The following is a 15,642-nucleotide window of genomic DNA, read 5'->3' on the forward strand; positions in this document are numbered from 1 at the left end:
GGGTGATGTCTGTTCGGGCGGGGTGCGGCGTCAAAGCTGCGGGTCGGCAATGCGCACCGTGATTCCGTCCAGCGCATCGGTCATTGCGATCTGGCAGGACAGCCGGCTGTTGGGCTGGCGGTCCGCCGCGGTGTAGTCGAGCATCTGGTCTTCGGTGTCGGCGGGCGGGGGCAGCAGGCCTGCGAAAGCGGGCTCCACGAACACGTGGCAGGTGGCGCAGCTCATGACGCCGCCGCAGTCGCCGACGATGCCGTCGAGGCCATGACCGGTGGCGGCCATCATGAGGCTCGTGCCGACGGGCACCTCGACTTCGGAGCGTTCGCCGCTGGGATGGATATAAATGGCACGGGGCATGAGCTATGCAGTGTTCGTTGCTGTTGATTCAAATATCGGCCATGAGCCGCGCCGCGTCAGTCCCCGTTGGGGGGACGTCAGCGCGCCGGGCGCCACCCCTTCACGCGCCGGGCGGCCGAGCGCAGCAAGCCGACGAAACCCTGGGGCATCACGAACATCGACAGGATGAGAAAGCCCGCGAAGATGGCCGAGGGCGCCGACTTGGAAATCTGGTCCGCGACGTTCGGGATGAACTGGATGAAGGCCGCGCCAACCAGCGCGCCGGAGATGGTCCCCAGCCCGCCGACCACCACGCCGACCAGGAAGAACACCGACACGAACATGCCGAAACTGTCTGGCGCGACGAACGCAGTGGCGATGGCGCCCAGCGAGCCGGCAACGCCGGTGTAGAGCGCGCTGACGCCGAAAATCATGGCTTTGATGTAAGGAACGTTGACGCCCATGGCCGAGGCCGCCATCGGCTGCTCCCGGATGGCGACGGTTGCGCGGCCCAGGCGGCCCCGCAGCAGGTTCCAAGCCGCCACGAACAGCAGCAGCGCGATGCCCAGCACCACCAGGTAGAGCCATTGGTCGGAGGTCATCTTCCAGCCGAACGGCGCTTCGGGCTTGAGCAGCGTAATGCCCTGCACGCCGCCGGTCCACGGTTCGAGCACCTTGTGTTTGAGCAGCTGCGGCGTCGCCAGCGCAAGAGCGAATGTCGCGAGAGCGAGGTAATGGCCTTTCAGCCGCAACGCGGGCCAGCCGAACAGGAAGCCGAACACGAAGCAGACCAGGGCCGAGATGGGCAAGGTGGCCCACCAGGCAAGCCCGGCATGCTCCATCAGCACCGCCGTGACGTAGGCGCCCAGCGCATAGATCGCACCGTGACCAAGCGAGAGCTGGCCGTTGTAGCCGACCAGCATGTTCAGGCCCAGCACCGCGATCGCGGTGATGAGCGTCATTGTCGCCAGGAACAGCCGGTAGTCGGTCAGCACGAAAGGCATCGCCAGCGCAAATGCGAGCGCCGCGGCCAGGCCGACCCGTTGCCAGATGGCCGTTCGAACGTCCAACCGGGGCGTGGCCACGGCGGCAACCGTCTTGGTGGCGGCATCCACGGGCAAGATCGTCGTGTTCATACCCGCACCGCCAGCTTGCGGCCGAACAGGCCCGAGGGCCGGATCAGCAGGACACCCACGATCACGACCAGCGCGACCGACAGCTTGAGTTCGGTACCCACGACATAGGTGCCCGCCAGGTTCTCGACGACACCCACAATCAGGCCACCGGCCACCGCGCCCCAGGGGTTGTCGATGCCACCGAGCAGCGCGGCCGCGAAGGCGTAGATCAATACGCCGCCCATCATGTTGGGTTCGAGGAACACCACCGGGGCCACCATCAGCCCCGCCACGGCGCCGATCAGCGCCGAAAGGCCCCAACCCAGCGAGAGCATCAGCGACACCGGGATGCCGGCCAGGCGGGAGGACACCGGGTTCTCCGCTGATGCCCGCATCGCCAGGCCGACCCGCGTGAAGCGTAGGAACATATAGAGAATGGCCATGACCACCAGCACCACGGCGATGGTGCCGAGCTCATGGCCCGAGATCAGCGTGGTGCCGAACGGGCCCTTGACCGGGAACGGGCTGGGGAAGGGCTCGAGCTGGTGGCCGAAGACCCAGCCCGCCAGTGAATTGATGCCCACGAACAGGCCGATGAAGACGACGATGACAGCGAGCTCGGGTACGTCCTTGAGCGGGCGCAGAATCAGCCGCTCGATCCCAAAGCCACCGACGAATCCGAACGCGACCGTCACCAACGCCGCGGCCCAGTAAGGCAGGCCATGCTTGAGGCAGAGGAAGGCGATGAACGTGGAGAACATCGCCATCTCGCCCTGCGCGAAGTTGATGTGATTGGTGGACTGGTAAATCATCACCAGTGCCAGGCCGAGGCAGGCGTAGATGCCGCCCATGGCGATGCCCGAGGCGATCTGTTGCAGCAGGTTGTACATGGATGCGGTTCCTTCAGAAGCCGAGGTAGGAGCGGCGGATCTGCTCGTCGTTGCGCAGTGCTTGCGCGGTGCCGGACATCACGGTAGCGCCGGTCTCCAGCAGGTAGGCGTGGTCCGCCAGGTCGAGAGCGCGGGCGACGTTCTGCTCCACCAGCAAGATGCTCACGCCCTCCTTGTCGTTGATCATGCGCATCATCTGGAAGATCTCCTTGATGATGAGCGGGGCGAGGCCGAATGAGGGTTCGTCCATCAGAAGCAGGCGGGGCCGCTGCATCAGCGCGCGGCTGATCGCCAACATCTGCTGCTCGCCACCCGAAAGCGTGCCCGCCTGCTGGGCGCGCCGCTCGCGCAGGCGCGGAAAGTAGCCGTACATGCGCTCGAAGTCGGCGTCGGCCTGCTTGCGATCGCGCCGCAGGTAGGCACCCACCTTCAGGTTCTCTTCCACGGTAAGGTTCACCAGCGTGCCGCGACCGTCGGGTACATGCGCGATGCCGAGCGCGGCGAGCTTTTCGGTGGGCAGGCCGTCGATGCGCTGGCCGGCGAAGCGGATTTCGCCGGCCGTGCGGATCAGGCCGCTCAACGCGCGAAGCGTGGTCGTCTTGCCGGCGCCGTTGGCGCCCAGGATGGTGGTGATCCCGCCTTCGGCCACTTCGAAGTTGATGCCCTTGAGCACGCGGGTGGGGCCGTAGAACGCCTCGAGGTTCTTCGCTTCCAGCAAGGCGGCGGCCATCAGGCTGTCTCCTCGGTTCCGAGATAGGCACGCACGACTTCCTTGTCGGCCTGCACCTGCGCAGGCGAGCCATCGGCGATCTTGCGGCCGAAATTCATCGCGACCACCTGGTCGGAGACGCGCATCACCAGGTTCAGGTGATGCTCGACCAGCAGCACCGTGACGTGGAAGCGCTCGCGCACGTCCAGGATCAGTTCGCGCAGGCCGTCCACCTCCTCGTGGTTCAGGCCGGCGGCGGGCTCGTCCAGCAACAGTATCTTGGGGTCGGCCACCAGCGCGCGCGCCATCTCGACGCGCTTGCGCGTGCCGAAGGACAGGTTGCGCACCGGGGTGTCGGCAATGCGGCTCAGCGCAAGCAGCTCCAGCAACCGGTCGGTGCGCTGGCGCACTTGCGCCTCCTCGCGGCCGACCGAGGGTAGCCGCATCGCGTTGGCGATGTAGCCGGTGGCGGTGCGGCAGTGGCGCCCCACCATGACGTTTTCGCGCACCGTCATCGCCGGGAACAGCGCGACGTTCTGGAACGTTCGCCCGATGCCGCAGGCCGCGATCGCATGCTGGGGCTTGGCCAGCAGGTCCTGGCCATCGAAGACGATCGTGCCGGCGTGCGGCGTGTACAGGCGGGACAGGCAGTTGAACAGCGTGGTCTTGCCGGCGCCGTTGGGGCCGATGACGCCGCAGATCTGACCGGCCTGCACCGAGAACGAGATCCCGTCGAGCGCGACGATGCCGCCGAAGCGCACCGACAGGTCGCTCACGCACAGCAGCGGATTGGAGGTGAGTCGAGGTGGTTGAGGTGTGGCCATAGGGTAGTGCGCAGCGCGCCGGTGGGCCGGCATGCGATAGCAGCCAGTATTCGCTTGGGAGTGCCCGGCGTCTGTCCCCTGCCGGTGGTACAGGACCGCGACGAAAGGGGCGAACCCTTGTCCCGTGGCACGGGGACTGACGCGGCGCACGGTACTGCCTAAATTGGTCGCAATCCCAGAGAAAGTCAGGACATGATCGAAACCGACATCGTGGTCATCGGCAGCGGCGCGGCTGGCCTGACCGCGGCCATCACCGCGCGCAAGCTGGGGCTGGAAGCTCTGGTGGTGGAGAAGACGGCCCTTTTCGGCGGCACCACGGCCTATTCGGGCGGCGCACCCTGGATTCCGTGCAACCATGTGATGAAGCAGATCGGGTTGGACGATTCGCGCGAAGCAGCCGAAAGGTACCTGCGCGGCGTGCTGGGCGAGGCCTATCGCCCCGACCTGGTGGGGCCATACCTGGACAACGCGCCGCGGATGCTGCAGTTCCTCGAGCGCAACTCGCAGGTATGCTTCAAGCCCTTCCCACTGCCCGACTACGAATCCAGCCTGCCCGGTGCAGCCAAGTGCCGCTCGCTGCTGACGCCCGAGTTCGACGGCCGCCTGCTGGGCCAGCGCCTGGCCGAGTTACGCCAGCCCTTGCCCCAGCTGATGCTGTTTGGCAGCATGCAGATCGAAGGCGCCGATATCCACCCGATGCGCCATGCGCTCAAGACCTGGGCCGGCTTCAGGCACACGGTAAAGGTGATGCGCCGCTTCGTGCTGGACAGGCTGCGCCATGGGCGCGGCACGCGGCTGGTCAACGGGAACGCGCTGGCTGCGCGGCTGTTCCATTCGGCCATCGAGGCTGGCGTAGCGTTGTGGAAGAACACCCCGGCACTGGAACTGATTGTCGAGAACGGCGCAGTGCGCGGCGTGGTAGTGCAACACGACGGCCGGCGGGTCACGGTGAAAGCGCGCCGGGGCGTGCTGCTGGCCACCGGCGGCTTTGGCGCCAACGACAAGATGCGCGCAAAATACGTTCCTTCGCCCGAACATCACTACTCGCTGCAGCCGGAAGGCAACGTCGGCGACGGCATCCGGCTCGGCCTGGCGGCAGGCGCGGTGCACGACCCCAAGCACGCTGGCGACTGCATCTGGACACCGGTTTCGGTGCTGCGCAAACCCGACGGCAGCATTGTGAAGTACCCGCACATCTTCATCGACCGGGCCATGCCCGGCTGCATCGTGGTCGACCCGCAGGGTCGGCGCTTCGTCAACGAAGGCGCCTCGTACCAGACCTTCGTCAACACGATGCACGAGCGCGGCCTGACCGAGGTACACCTGATCGCGAACCGCGATTTCCTGCGCAAGTACGGCCTGGGCCTGGCCCGGCCGTCGCCGTTCAGCGAGCGAGCATTGGTCGAGGCCGGTTATCTGATCGAGGCCGCCACGCTCACCGAACTGGCATTGCGCATCGGCGTCGAAGCGCGCCAGCTCGAAGCGACGGTGCGCCGCTTCGACGAAGGCGCCGCGCGCGGCGAGGACCCGGAATTCGGCAAGGGCGCGGATGCGCACTCGCGCTTCCGTGGCGACCAGACCCATGCGCCTAACCCCAGCGTGGCACCGATCGGCGAGGGCCCCTACTACGCCGTCGCGCTGCACCCAGGCGACCTGAGTACCGTGGGCGGCCTCGAGACCAACGGCAGCGCGCAGGTGCTGGGAACCGATGGCCAGCCCATTCCCGGCCTGTACGCCTCCGGACTCGACATGAATTCCATCATGCGCGGACGCTATCCGGGCGGCGGCTCCAGCATCGGGCCCGCCATGACCTTCGGCTACATCGCCGCGCGCCACATGGCGCAGCACACGGCCAAGGCTGGCCAACACGAACTGGAAGCAACAACGTGATCGACTACGGAATCAAGGATCGCGTGATCTACATCACCGGCGGCGGCTCAGGCATCGGCCGGGCCATCGCCCTGCTGGCAGCGCGCGGCGGCGCTCGTGTCGCCGTCGCCGACGCTGTGGCCGAGCGTGCCGCGGAAGTTGCGGCGGAGCTGCGCGACCTGGGCGTACAGGCGATGGGCGAGACGCTCGACGTGCGCGACGCGCAGGCCTGTGATGCCGTCGTCGCGCGCATCGAAGACAAGCTCGGCCCGCTCGACGGCATGGTGGCCTGCGCCGGCATCTCGCCGCCCTCGGCCGCCACCGCGATGAGCGATGAAGTGTGGTCGCGCTGCCTGGACGTCAACTTGACCGGCATGTTCCGCTCGGTGCGGCCGGTCGGCCAGGGGATGGTGAAGCGCAAGCGCGGCGCCATCGTGACCATCGCCTCTGTGGATGGCCTCGGCGGGCACGCGGGTCGCGCGCATTACAGTGCTTCCAAGCATGGCGTGATCGGGCTCACACGCGCGCTAGCTATCGAGTGGGGACGGCACGGTGTACGCATCAACGCGGTCGCGCCGGGCGTCGTCGACACCCCGCTGGTGCGCGCCAACATCCCGCCAGACCACCTGCAGTACGCCATGATCGACCGCGTTCCCATGGGCCGACTGTCGAGCGCGGCCGAGCAGGCGGGCCCGACCCTCTTCCTGCTGTCCGACGCGGCCAGCTTCGTCACCGGCTCAGTGATGACCGTCGACGGCGGCACCTCGGCCGGCTTCTTCACGCGCTGGAATGGCGCCGACCTCGGCTCGCGCGCGCTGCTCGAAGCGGGCGCCTATGGCGAACCGGAATAACTTTTCTCAACCAACACACTCCATGAAAAACCTATTCGACCTGCGCGGCGAGCGCATCCTGATCACCGGCGCCGGTGGCGCCATTGGTGGCGCCACGGCACGCGTATGCGCGGCGCTGGGCGCCGAACTGTTCATCGCCGACCTGAAGGCACCGACCGAACTGGCCGGCGAGCTCAAGGCCCGCGCCGCAGCGCTGGACAACACCAAGCGCGGTGACGTCAATGCGCTGTTCAAGGACATCGGCCCGCTCGATGCGCTGATCGACACCAGCGGCTACTACGTCAAGGGCGACTGGCTTGACGGCGGCGACGAATGGGAGGAACTGTTCGAGCGCACCATGGCCATCAACGTCAAGGGCCCGGTCAACCTGATCCGCGCCTGCCTGCCCGGCATGATGAAGCGCGGCAGCGGACGCATCGTGCTGACGAGTTCGATGGCGGCGCGCAACGCCGGCTCCACGCTGGCGGTCGAACCGGCTTATGCCGCTTCGAAGGGCGGGCTGCAGGCGTTGGTTCGCTTCTTCGCACGGCAGGCCGCGGCCTCCGGTGTCGTCGTCAATGGTGTTGCCCCCGGCCCCATCCTCACCCCGTTGCTGGTGTCGGCCAACCAACCCTTCGCGCTGGAGAGCTACCCGATGAAGCGCTTCGGCCAGCCCGAGGAGATCGGCTGGCCGGCGGCCTTCCTGGCTTCGCGCGGCGCCACCTTCACCACCGGCGCTGTGCTCGACGTCAACGGCGGCATGTGCTTCTCCTGAGCGCGAGCCGTCCATGACCGAGCTCGATGTGCTTTGGGAACCGGTGCGCATCGGCCATGTGCGTACGCGCAATCGAATCTACCTTCCTGCCCACCAGCCGACGTTCGCACCGGCCGAATATGGCGCCTACCTGGCCGAGCGCGCGCGCGGCGGGGTCGGCATGATCGTCACGCACGGCTTCCACGTGCATGAGAACAGCGCGCGTGCAGGCGTCTCGCCATGGGAGCCGCATTGGGCCGACACAGTGCACAAGTTCGTCACGCCCGCCAAGGCGCTGGGGTGCCCGGTGTTCGTGCAGCTCACGCACATGGGCGCCAGCGGAACGCGCCGCACCGACGAGATGGCGCTGTGGGGCTCGGTGCTCGCGCCCTCGGCCATTCCCTCGCCGGTGCACCGCGCCATGCCCAAGCCGATGGAAGAGGAAGACATCGCCACCGTGATCGAAGGCTTTGCCGCAACCGCCGCCAACGTGCAGGCCGGCGGCGGCGATGGCGTGGAGATCCACGGCTCGCACGGCTACCTGCTGAGCAACTTCCTGTCGCCCTACTGGAATCGGCGCGACGACGCCTGGGGCGGCGACACGGCACGCCGCGCGCGGCTGGCCGTGGAGATCGGCAAGGCGGTGCGCAAGCGCTGCGGCCCCGACTTCGTCATCGGCATCAAGCTGAGCCTGGACGAATACATGGGCGAAGCCGGCACCCATCCCGGCGAAACCGTTCACGTGGCGCAGATCCTGGAGCGCGAGCGCCTGTTCGACTACGTGTGCCTCTCCCACACGGACTATCACACCAACCACAAGCTGGTGCCGCCCGCTTCCAGCGGCGAGACGGCCCAACTGGCCGTCAACGCCAAGCAGGTGCGCGAGGCGCTGGCCGGCCGCATCCCGCTGCTGATCCAGGGGGCTGTACGTGAACTGAATACGGCGGCGCAGATTGTGCAGCGCGGCCAGTCCGACCTCGTAGGGCTGGTCCGCGCCCATATCGCGGACCCCGAGATCGTGAACAAGGCGCGTGGAGGACGCAGCGACGAGATCCGCCGCTGCGTCGGCGCCAACCAGGGCTGCTGGCGACGACTGGGAACGAATCTGAGCTGCACGGTGAACCCGGCGGCCGGCCGAGAGTTGACTGTTGGCATCACGGTCGTCAAGCCCGCGGCCACGCCGCGCAAGCTGCTGGTGATCGGCGGCGGGCCCGGTGGACTCAAGTTCGCTGACACTGCTGCGTCGCTCGGCCACCATGTAACCGTGTGGGAGCGCGACACGCGCTTGGGCGGCCAGGTGCGTTATGCCGGGAAACTGCCCGACTACGCGTCCTGGAATTTCCTGGTGGACGACCTCGAAGCCTCGTTGCGGCGGCGCAACGTGGACATCCGCCTGAACACCGAAGCCACGGCCGATGCCGTCGCGGCCTTCGGCGCCGACGAGGTTGTCGTCGCCACGGGCGCACGCTGGCAGACCAGCGGCTTCTCGACCTTTCGCACCGACCGCGACGCGATCCCGCGAGCCGACGGCGCGCAGGTGCTGGATCCGATCGCCGCGCTGGACAACATCGAAACCTGTGGCGCCAAGGTGCTGATCGTGGACGACAACGGCGACTACCTGCCGGTGGGCCTGGCGCGACTGCTGGCCGCGAGCGGCCGCGAGGTGACCGTCGTGACGTCGGACGCGATGAACGGCCGCAAGATGGAAGCCACACTGGATTGGCCCTGGGTCATGCCGCGCGCGGCTCAGGCCGGCGTCGGGCTGCGCACGTCGACTTTCGTCGAGCGCATCGAGACGGACCAGGTAGAACTGCGCAATTCGTTGAGCGGCGCAACCGAGCGCATCGCTGCCGACACAGTGGTGCTGTGCATGATGCGCGAGAGCGAAGCGGGCCTCTATCACCAGCTCAAGGCCCGCGGCCTGCAAGTGCGGCAAGTGGGCGACTGCGTGGCGCCGCGCGAGGTCGATGATGCCGTGCTAGAGGGTTTCCGCGAGGCGCACGCCATAGCCTGATGACATGATCGACTTTCACTACGTGCCCACGGGCAACAACCTCAAGATCGCAATCGCGCTGGAGGAACTGGGTCTGGCCTACCGGTTGGTGAAGTACGACATGTACGCCGGCACCCATCTCACGCCCGAGTTCCGCAAGATCAACCCGAACAGCAAGCTGCCGGCCATCGTCGACAGTGAGCCGGCGGACGCCGGCGCTCCAATGGCGGTGTTCGAGTCGGGAGCCATTCTTCTCTACCTCGCCGAGAAGACGGGCAAGCTTCTGCCAGCGGGATGGCGCAGCCGGCAAGAGGCCCGGCAGTGGCTGGTCTGGCAGGTCGCGGGCCTCGGCCCCATGATGGGCCAAGCCAATCATTTCGTGCGGTATGCGCCCGCGGGCCAGGACTACGCGGTCGAGCGCTACCTGCGCGAGGCCAGCCGATTGCTTGCCGTGCTGGATCGCAGGTTGCGGCAGTCGGACTATCTGGCCGGCGAGTACAGCATTGCAGACATCGCTTGCTATCCGTGGGCGTCCGGCACACGCGGCATCGGCATCGACGTGAATGAATTCTCCGCAGTGGCAGCTTGGGTAGAGGGCATACGCACCCGTCCCGCGATCGAACGGGCAGCTGCCGCGATCCTGGAGGTTGCCGATCGCGCCAAGTACACACAGGCGCGGCCGCAACTCACGCCGCAGGAATGGTCCGCCCTGTTCGGCGACCGCCTGCTGGCGGCCGCGAAGGCGCCATAGCAGCTGCTACTGCTTGGGAAATCGCGTCTCGTAGGCGATCTGGACGCGATGCTTCCTGAGCGGGATGACCTCGTAAGACAGGTAGGGCGCCATCGGCAGCCCGTTCAGCACGTCGTCTAGCTGCTCGAGACTGTCGACTTCCCACACGCTGTAGTTGCCGCCCCTGCCGACCGCGCGATCGATCCTTTTGAGGATGCCGCGCCGCATCAGGTCGACAGCGGCATCGGTCTCTTGTGTCAGCAGGTCGGCGATCTGCTCCTTGGGTGTCGCCGGCGGGATATGGGGAATGATACTGACCAGGAATTGCATGTTGCGCTCCGGGCTTTGCTTAGCGTTCGATCGTGATCAACTCGGCCATCGGCTTCCATGACTTGCCGTCAAAGCTCGCCAGGCGCGCCTGGCGGATCGGGTAGTAGTCGTCCGGGCGGAAGTTGACCTTCATGCCGGGCAATAGCATGCCCAGCTCCACGTCCTTCAGCGTGGTGACCTGCTTGAGCAGGTTCTCGCGCGTCAGGTTGTCGCCGCAGCGCTCGAGGGCCAGGGCGACCAGTTGCGCGCCCATGTAGGTGTAGACCGAAGTGGTGTCGCCCGGATCGTCATTGGGCAGGTACTTCTTGAAGTACGCGAGGTACTCCTGCATCGCCTTGTCGTTGGTCCACATCGGGTCGGACGGCGTCTTGAACCAGTAGCTGGAGACCAGGCCCACCGAGTTGTCCAGGCCCGCCGGCGTCAGCACGCCGGTGATCGAGCTGGACACGTACGGGACGATGTACAGCGGCTTCCAGCCGATGGCCGCGACCTTCTTGATCGCCTGGGCCTGCGCCTTGTTGGAGGTAAACACCACGAGCGTATCTGCACCCGAGGCCTGCAGCTGCAGGATTTGCGAATCGACCGTCGGATCGGAGACCTCATGGCTCACTTCCTTGACGATGTTGGCCTGCCTGGCGCCCAGCGCCTTGCGGAACCCGCGGATGTACGACTTACCCACGTCGTCGTTCTGGTACAACACGCCGATCTTGGTGTTGGGCTTCTGCTCGGCCAGGTACTTGCCGTAGATCGAGCCTTCGATGTCGTAGGCGAACGAGAATGGCACGGTCCACGGGGTGGCTTTGGAATCGTGCAGGCCGGGGCTCGAAGCGTAGAACAGGAGCTGCGGCACCTGCTTGGCGTTGAGGTATTTCTGCACCGAGGTCTGCGCGGCGGTGCCCATGGAGGCCACCATGGCGAGCACCTGGTCGCTTTCCACGAGCTTGCGCGTCACTTCCACCGTCTTGGGCGGGCTGTAGGCGTCGTCCACCGACAGAAGGTTGATCTTGCGCCCGTTGATGCCGCCCTTGGTCTCGTTGAGCATCTTGTAGTAGGCCACGTGCATCCGCCCGACCATCGAGTAGGCCGAGCCGGGCCCGCTGTAGGCCACGGTCTGGCCGAGCTTGATCTCGGTGTCGCTGACGCCGGGACCATAGTTTTTCTGGGCGTGCGCGGGCAGGCCGGCCGCGAAGGCGGCGACCGCGAGCAGGCCGATGAGTGAAGGACGCATGGAGTCTCCTGGCTGGTAAGGGAACGATCCGCCGCGGATTGCCGCGGATGCACGCCAAGTAAACCAAGCAGCGGGCGCGGCGTCTGTCCCTGTGTCGAGTGACAAGAACGGGGTGCGGCGTCCCCGTGCAGGGGACATACACGGACCGCGCCTTGGCCTAGATTTGGACGCATCCCCCGACTCGAGGAGCCCTTCGCATGACCGCCACCGCCGAAACCGCCGAACTGCGCGATGCCCCCGTACTCGACATCGACCCGTATTCGATGGAGGTACTGCGAGATCCCTACCCGTTCCAGGAGGCGCTGCGTGAAGCCGGCCCGGTGGCCTTCCTCGAGCCGCACGGCGTCTATGCCGTGGGTCGCCACGCCGAGGCCAAGACAGTGCTGGCGGACTACTCGCGCTTCACCAACTCGGGCGGCATCGGCATCCAGGACGTCCGCCAGCCTGGCGACTTCCGCATTCCCAGCCGCCTGCTGGAAGTTGATCCTCCCGATCACACCCGCGTTCGCGCGGTCGTCACCCGCGTGCTATCGCCGCTGGTGATCCGCCGCTGGAAGGAAGGTTTCGCCGAAAAGGCCGACGCCCTGGTGACCAAGCTGATCGAGACGGGCGAGTTCGACGGCGTGCAAGATTGCGCGGAGGCCTTCATCCTGGAGGCGTTCCCGGCCGCAGTGGGCGTGCGCCTGCCGCGCGTCGAGACGCTGGCCATCGGCGAGATGCGCTTCAACCAGAGTGGTCCGAAGAACGAGCTCTACCACGCGGCCATGGCCAACGCGCAGCCCTACCTGGCCTGGTTCGAGGAATCGGTGCAGCGCGACGCCGTGCTACCGGGGTCCATCGCGGACCTGCTGTTCCAGGCCGAGGAAGCGGGCGAACTGGAAGAAGGCGTCGCTTCCAACGTCGTGCGCAGCTTCGTGGGCGGCGGCACCGACTCCACCATCTCCGGCGTGGGCTCCGCGCTGCATGGATTGGCAAGAGATCCCGCACAGTGGGACAAAGTGCGCGCCGAGCCGGCCAAGGTGAAGGCGGCCTTCGAGGAAGGCATCCGCCACGAGTCGCCGTTCCAGGTGACTTACCGCACCACGACCGGTGCGACCAACCTGTCGGGCATCCGGCTGAAGGGCGACACCAAGATCGGCGTCTTTCTTGGCGCCGTCAACCGCGACCCACGCCAATGGGCCGACCCGGACCGCTTCGACATCGATCGACCGCAACTGGCCGGCGCCCATCTGGCCATGGGCACCGGCGTTCATGCCTGCATCGGGCAGATGATCGCGCGCGGCGAGTCGGAGGCTTTGCTCGCCGCGATGGCGCGCCGCATCAAGTCGGTAACGCTGACGGCCCCGGCCACGTACCGCACCATCAATCAGATGCGCATGCTAGACAAACTGCCGCTGCGCGTGGTGTCGGCCTGAAGGGACTCGCAATGCAAGCAGCGTTCTACGAGCGGCATGGTCCCGCGTCCGAGGTGTTCACCGTGGGCGAGCAACCGACGCCCGAACCCGGGCCGGGCGAAGTGCGCGTTCGGCTGCGTTGTTCCGGCGTCAACCCGTCGGACTGGAAGACGCGCAAGGGCGGCGGCAACCGGCGCATGTTCGCGCCGCTCATCATTCCGCACAGCGATGGCGCGGGCGACATCGACGCGGTCGGGCCGGGCGTTCCGGCCGGCCGCATCGGGGAGCGCGCCTGGATCTGGAACGGGCAATGGAAGCGCGCTTCCGGCACGGCCGCGCAGTACATTGCCCTTCCCGCTGCCCAGGCAGTGCCGATGCCCGCCGGCCTCGACTATGCGGAAGGCGCCTGCCTCGGCATTCCGGCACTGACGGCCATACAGGCGGTGCGCATGGCGCAGGTAGGGCCCGGCATGCGCGTGCTGGTCGCTGGCGGCGCGGGCGGCGTCGGCCACTACGCCATACAGATGGCGAAGGCCCGCGGAGCGACCGTGTTCACCACCGTCAGCAGCGAGGCCAAGGCTGCTCACGCATGCGCAGCCGGTGCCGACCATGTGATCGACTACCGCCGCGAGGACGTCGCCGACCGCATCAAGGTGTTGGGCGATGGCCAGGGCGTGGACGCCGTCATCGAGGTGGACCTGCGCACGAATGTTGCGCTCTACCCGGGCGTCCTCAAGCCCCACGGCGTCGTGGTGGTGTACGGCAGCTCCAGCGACGGGACAGAGTTGTCCAGTCTTTGGCTGATGCAGAACAGCATCGCCATCCGGTTCTTCATGATCTACGACATCTCGCAGGCGGACCGCGCGGCCGGATTGGCCGAACTTGATGCGCTGCTGCGCGCCGATCAGTTGCTACACACCGTCGGCTTGCGCCTACCCCTGGCGGAAGTCTCCCGCGCGCACGACGTCGTGGAGCAGGGTTCGGTCATGGGCGGGGTCGTGCTCGACATTGCTTGACCCGATGCCGGCGTGTTTCGTCAGTACCTGCCCCAATCCTGGAGGATTTCCCTCACCGAAACCGCCGCATCAGGCGCCGGCCCTCTGATCGCCGACGGCGTGCGGGAAAAACGCGGCGCCGGCGCCGTGTGCGGCACACCGGCGACGTCGACGAAGCCGGAGCGCGCGCGGATGTGGGGGTGGGCGCTCGCCTCGCTCAAAGTCAGCACCGGAGCGAAGCAGGCGTCGGAGCCCTCGAGCAAGCGGCACCACTCATCACGCGTCTTCCTGCGGAACGCGGCCGCCAGAGCTTCGCGCAAATCGTGCCATCGAGTGCGATCGTTTTGCGCGCCCCACAGGTCCTGCGGCAGTTCTATGATGCTTTGTCCCTGCAACACTCGAAAATTACCCATCGTTGCCACAATCCACGCATTCAATGACGGCAGCGTGTGCGCTTTAGCCTAACCATCGCTGGCGCACCGCCATGGCCAAGGGCGAGCTTGTCTAAGGCTCCTGTGCGTGTGATGTTCCTCCGCATGCAGACCGCCAGCAGTGCAGAAATCGCCGGTAATTCCCCGCCGGCACACAAAAGCCGTATGTGATCCGCCTGGGCTGATCGTCGGAACGATTTGATGCAAGGCACCTGAGTCCCCGAAAAGTCCCGCAGCAAAGAAAAAGGACTCAGGCCATTTCTGACCTAAGTCCTTGATTCATATGGTGCGGCTGGCAGGATTCGAACCCACGACCCCTTGGTTCGTAGCTAGCAACGCGTCCGTAAGTTGTTGATTCTATTGAGGCGGCCTGTGCAGGATGGGGCACAAAGTCGGTTGTTTTTGGATGTTTTTCAGGTCTGAGTCCCGCAAAAGTCCCGCAGGAAATTGGGCGAGTGGCTCGATTTGTCAGGAGCCATCCTTGTCTGTCAGCTCGGGCCTCTCGGGTCTGCTTTCGACCGTCAGGCCGCCTACCCCGGCAATAGAGCTAGAAGGCGAAAAAGAAGCCTACTCTCGCCTCCGGATCACATTCACAGGACGTCCTCAGCGACGTGCTGAGTTCATGTCAGTGAATCAATACTGCGGCCTGTTCTCAATTGGTCGCAGCACTGTCTACGCGCTCATGAAGTCCGGGCGGGCGGTTGAAGGTGCAGAAGATTAGCCGCTCACGCGCACTTCTCACAAATCGGTTCGCGAGTGGCTCGCAGCCGGACAATGAGGATTTTGACGGGACTCGCAGTGGCGCAACTGCTCGGCGCAGGAGCAGCAGTATCGGGAGCCCAAGTGCCGGCTACTAAAACAAATGCATGCACGTAAGGGCGAGCCGGTACCCCAGATCCTGCACGAGCTTTCGCTTCAGCGTAAGCACGCGGTGATCCCGTCTTGACGACGGCCGCGGTATCAGATTGCCGCCGAAGCCGGCTGCCATCTGTGCGGCAGCAGTTCGTCGATGCGGCTGGCCGGTTGGGTGGGCAACCGTTCAAGGACGTCGCGCAGGTAGGCGTAGGGGTCGTGTCCATTGAGCCGCGCCGAGTGCACCAGGCTCATGATCGCCGCGGCGCGCTGGCCCGCGCGAAGCGATCCGGCGAACAGCCAGTTCTTCCTGCCTGTGGCGATGGGCCGGATCTGGTTCTCCACCCAGTTGTTGTCGGCGGGCA

The 15,642-nt window shown here is 66.2% G+C and carries 16 protein-coding genes; 7 read left to right on the forward strand and 9 right to left on the reverse strand.

The features are described 5' to 3' along the window. Positions 1-30 precede the first annotated feature (30 nt). From HNE04_RS26030 to HNE04_RS26050, 5 genes are all read right to left on the reverse strand, one after another. Positions 31-354 carry a 2Fe-2S iron-sulfur cluster-binding protein gene (locus tag HNE04_RS26030; RefSeq protein WP_172226253.1) on the reverse strand — a complete coding sequence of 108 codons (324 nt, stop codon included), beginning with the start codon at positions 352-354 and terminating at the stop codon, positions 31-33. Positions 355-431: 77 nt separating this feature from the next. After that, on the reverse strand, positions 432-1,469 hold the full coding sequence (locus tag HNE04_RS26035) for a branched-chain amino acid ABC transporter permease (RefSeq protein WP_172226256.1): 1,038 nt from the start codon (positions 1,467-1,469) through the stop codon (positions 432-434). Beyond that, a complete protein-coding gene (locus HNE04_RS26040) occupies positions 1,466-2,338 on the reverse strand; it encodes a branched-chain amino acid ABC transporter permease (RefSeq protein WP_172226259.1) in 873 nt (290 codons plus the stop codon). The genes HNE04_RS26035 and HNE04_RS26040 overlap by 4 nt, the downstream gene beginning before the upstream one ends. Before the next feature lie 13 nt (positions 2,339-2,351). Beyond that, a complete protein-coding gene (locus HNE04_RS26045; RefSeq protein WP_172226262.1) occupies positions 2,352-3,068 on the reverse strand; it encodes an ABC transporter ATP-binding protein in 717 nt (238 codons plus the stop codon). Continuing rightward, the gene (locus HNE04_RS26050) at positions 3,068-3,871 is read right to left on the reverse strand and encodes an ABC transporter ATP-binding protein (RefSeq protein WP_172226265.1); all 804 of its coding nucleotides are present in this window, start codon (positions 3,869-3,871) and stop codon (positions 3,068-3,070) included. Before HNE04_RS26050 ends, HNE04_RS26045 begins: the two co-directional genes overlap by 1 nt. Positions 3,872-4,063: 192 nt before the next feature. Between HNE04_RS26050 and HNE04_RS26055 the strand changes: the two genes are divergently transcribed. The 5 genes from HNE04_RS26055 to HNE04_RS26075 are packed head-to-tail and all read left to right on the forward strand — an operon-like array spanning position 4,064 to position 10,068. Next, the gene (locus HNE04_RS26055) at positions 4,064-5,761 is read left to right on the forward strand and encodes an FAD-binding protein (protein ID WP_172226268.1); all 1,698 of its coding nucleotides are present in this window, start codon (positions 4,064-4,066) and stop codon (positions 5,759-5,761) included. Further along, positions 5,758-6,591 (forward strand): SDR family NAD(P)-dependent oxidoreductase, encoded by an 834-nt coding sequence (locus HNE04_RS26060; protein WP_172226271.1) that lies wholly within the window; start codon positions 5,758-5,760, stop codon positions 6,589-6,591. Before HNE04_RS26055 ends, HNE04_RS26060 begins: the two co-directional genes overlap by 4 nt. 22 nt (positions 6,592-6,613) lie before the next feature. Next, on the forward strand, positions 6,614-7,345 hold the full coding sequence (locus HNE04_RS26065) for an SDR family NAD(P)-dependent oxidoreductase (RefSeq protein WP_172226274.1): 732 nt from the start codon (positions 6,614-6,616) through the stop codon (positions 7,343-7,345). Between the two features lie 13 nt (positions 7,346-7,358). Beyond that, positions 7,359-9,338: an oxidoreductase gene (locus HNE04_RS26070; protein ID WP_172226277.1), complete on the forward strand. Its 1,980-nt coding sequence runs from the start codon at positions 7,359-7,361 to the stop codon at positions 9,336-9,338. Positions 9,339-9,342: 4 nt separating this feature from the next. Then, the gene (locus HNE04_RS26075) at positions 9,343-10,068 is read left to right on the forward strand and encodes a glutathione S-transferase N-terminal domain-containing protein (protein ID WP_172226280.1); all 726 of its coding nucleotides are present in this window, start codon (positions 9,343-9,345) and stop codon (positions 10,066-10,068) included. A 6-nt stretch (positions 10,069-10,074) separates the two neighbouring features. On the opposite strand, the gene HNE04_RS26080 is transcribed toward HNE04_RS26075, so the two are convergent. Together HNE04_RS26080 and HNE04_RS26085 are read right to left on the reverse strand one after the other, a co-directional pair. After that, complete coding sequence (locus HNE04_RS26080) at positions 10,075-10,377, reverse strand: muconolactone Delta-isomerase (protein ID WP_172226283.1); 303 nt, start codon at positions 10,375-10,377, stop codon at positions 10,075-10,077. A gap of 19 nt (positions 10,378-10,396) precedes the next feature. Further along, the gene (locus tag HNE04_RS26085; protein ID WP_172226285.1) at positions 10,397-11,605 is read right to left on the reverse strand and encodes an ABC transporter substrate-binding protein; all 1,209 of its coding nucleotides are present in this window, start codon (positions 11,603-11,605) and stop codon (positions 10,397-10,399) included. A 197-nt stretch (positions 11,606-11,802) separates the two neighbouring features. On the opposite strand from HNE04_RS26085, the gene HNE04_RS26090 reads away from it, so the two are divergent. Next, positions 11,803-13,020 carry a cytochrome P450 gene (locus HNE04_RS26090; RefSeq protein ID WP_172226287.1) on the forward strand — a complete coding sequence of 406 codons (1,218 nt, stop codon included), beginning with the start codon at positions 11,803-11,805 and terminating at the stop codon, positions 13,018-13,020. Positions 13,021-13,031: 11 nt separating this feature from the next. Continuing rightward, the gene (locus HNE04_RS26095; protein ID WP_172226289.1) at positions 13,032-14,015 is read left to right on the forward strand and encodes an NADPH:quinone reductase; all 984 of its coding nucleotides are present in this window, start codon (positions 13,032-13,034) and stop codon (positions 14,013-14,015) included. 20 nt (positions 14,016-14,035) lie between these two features. Here HNE04_RS26095 and HNE04_RS26100 read toward each other — a convergent pair whose 3' ends face one another. After that, entirely contained in the window at positions 14,036-14,392 is a 357-nt protein-coding gene (locus HNE04_RS26100; protein ID WP_328700418.1) for a CoA transferase, read from the reverse strand. Between the two features lie 993 nt (positions 14,393-15,385). Continuing rightward, positions 15,386-15,642: transposase domain-containing protein (locus tag HNE04_RS26105; RefSeq protein WP_172219723.1), on the reverse strand; the 257-nt coding region annotated here is incomplete at its 5' end.

It is taken from the genome of Caenimonas soli (genome assembly GCF_013155545.1).
GTDB classification, from domain to species: Bacteria; Pseudomonadota; Gammaproteobacteria; order Burkholderiales; family Burkholderiaceae_C; genus Ramlibacter; species Ramlibacter soli.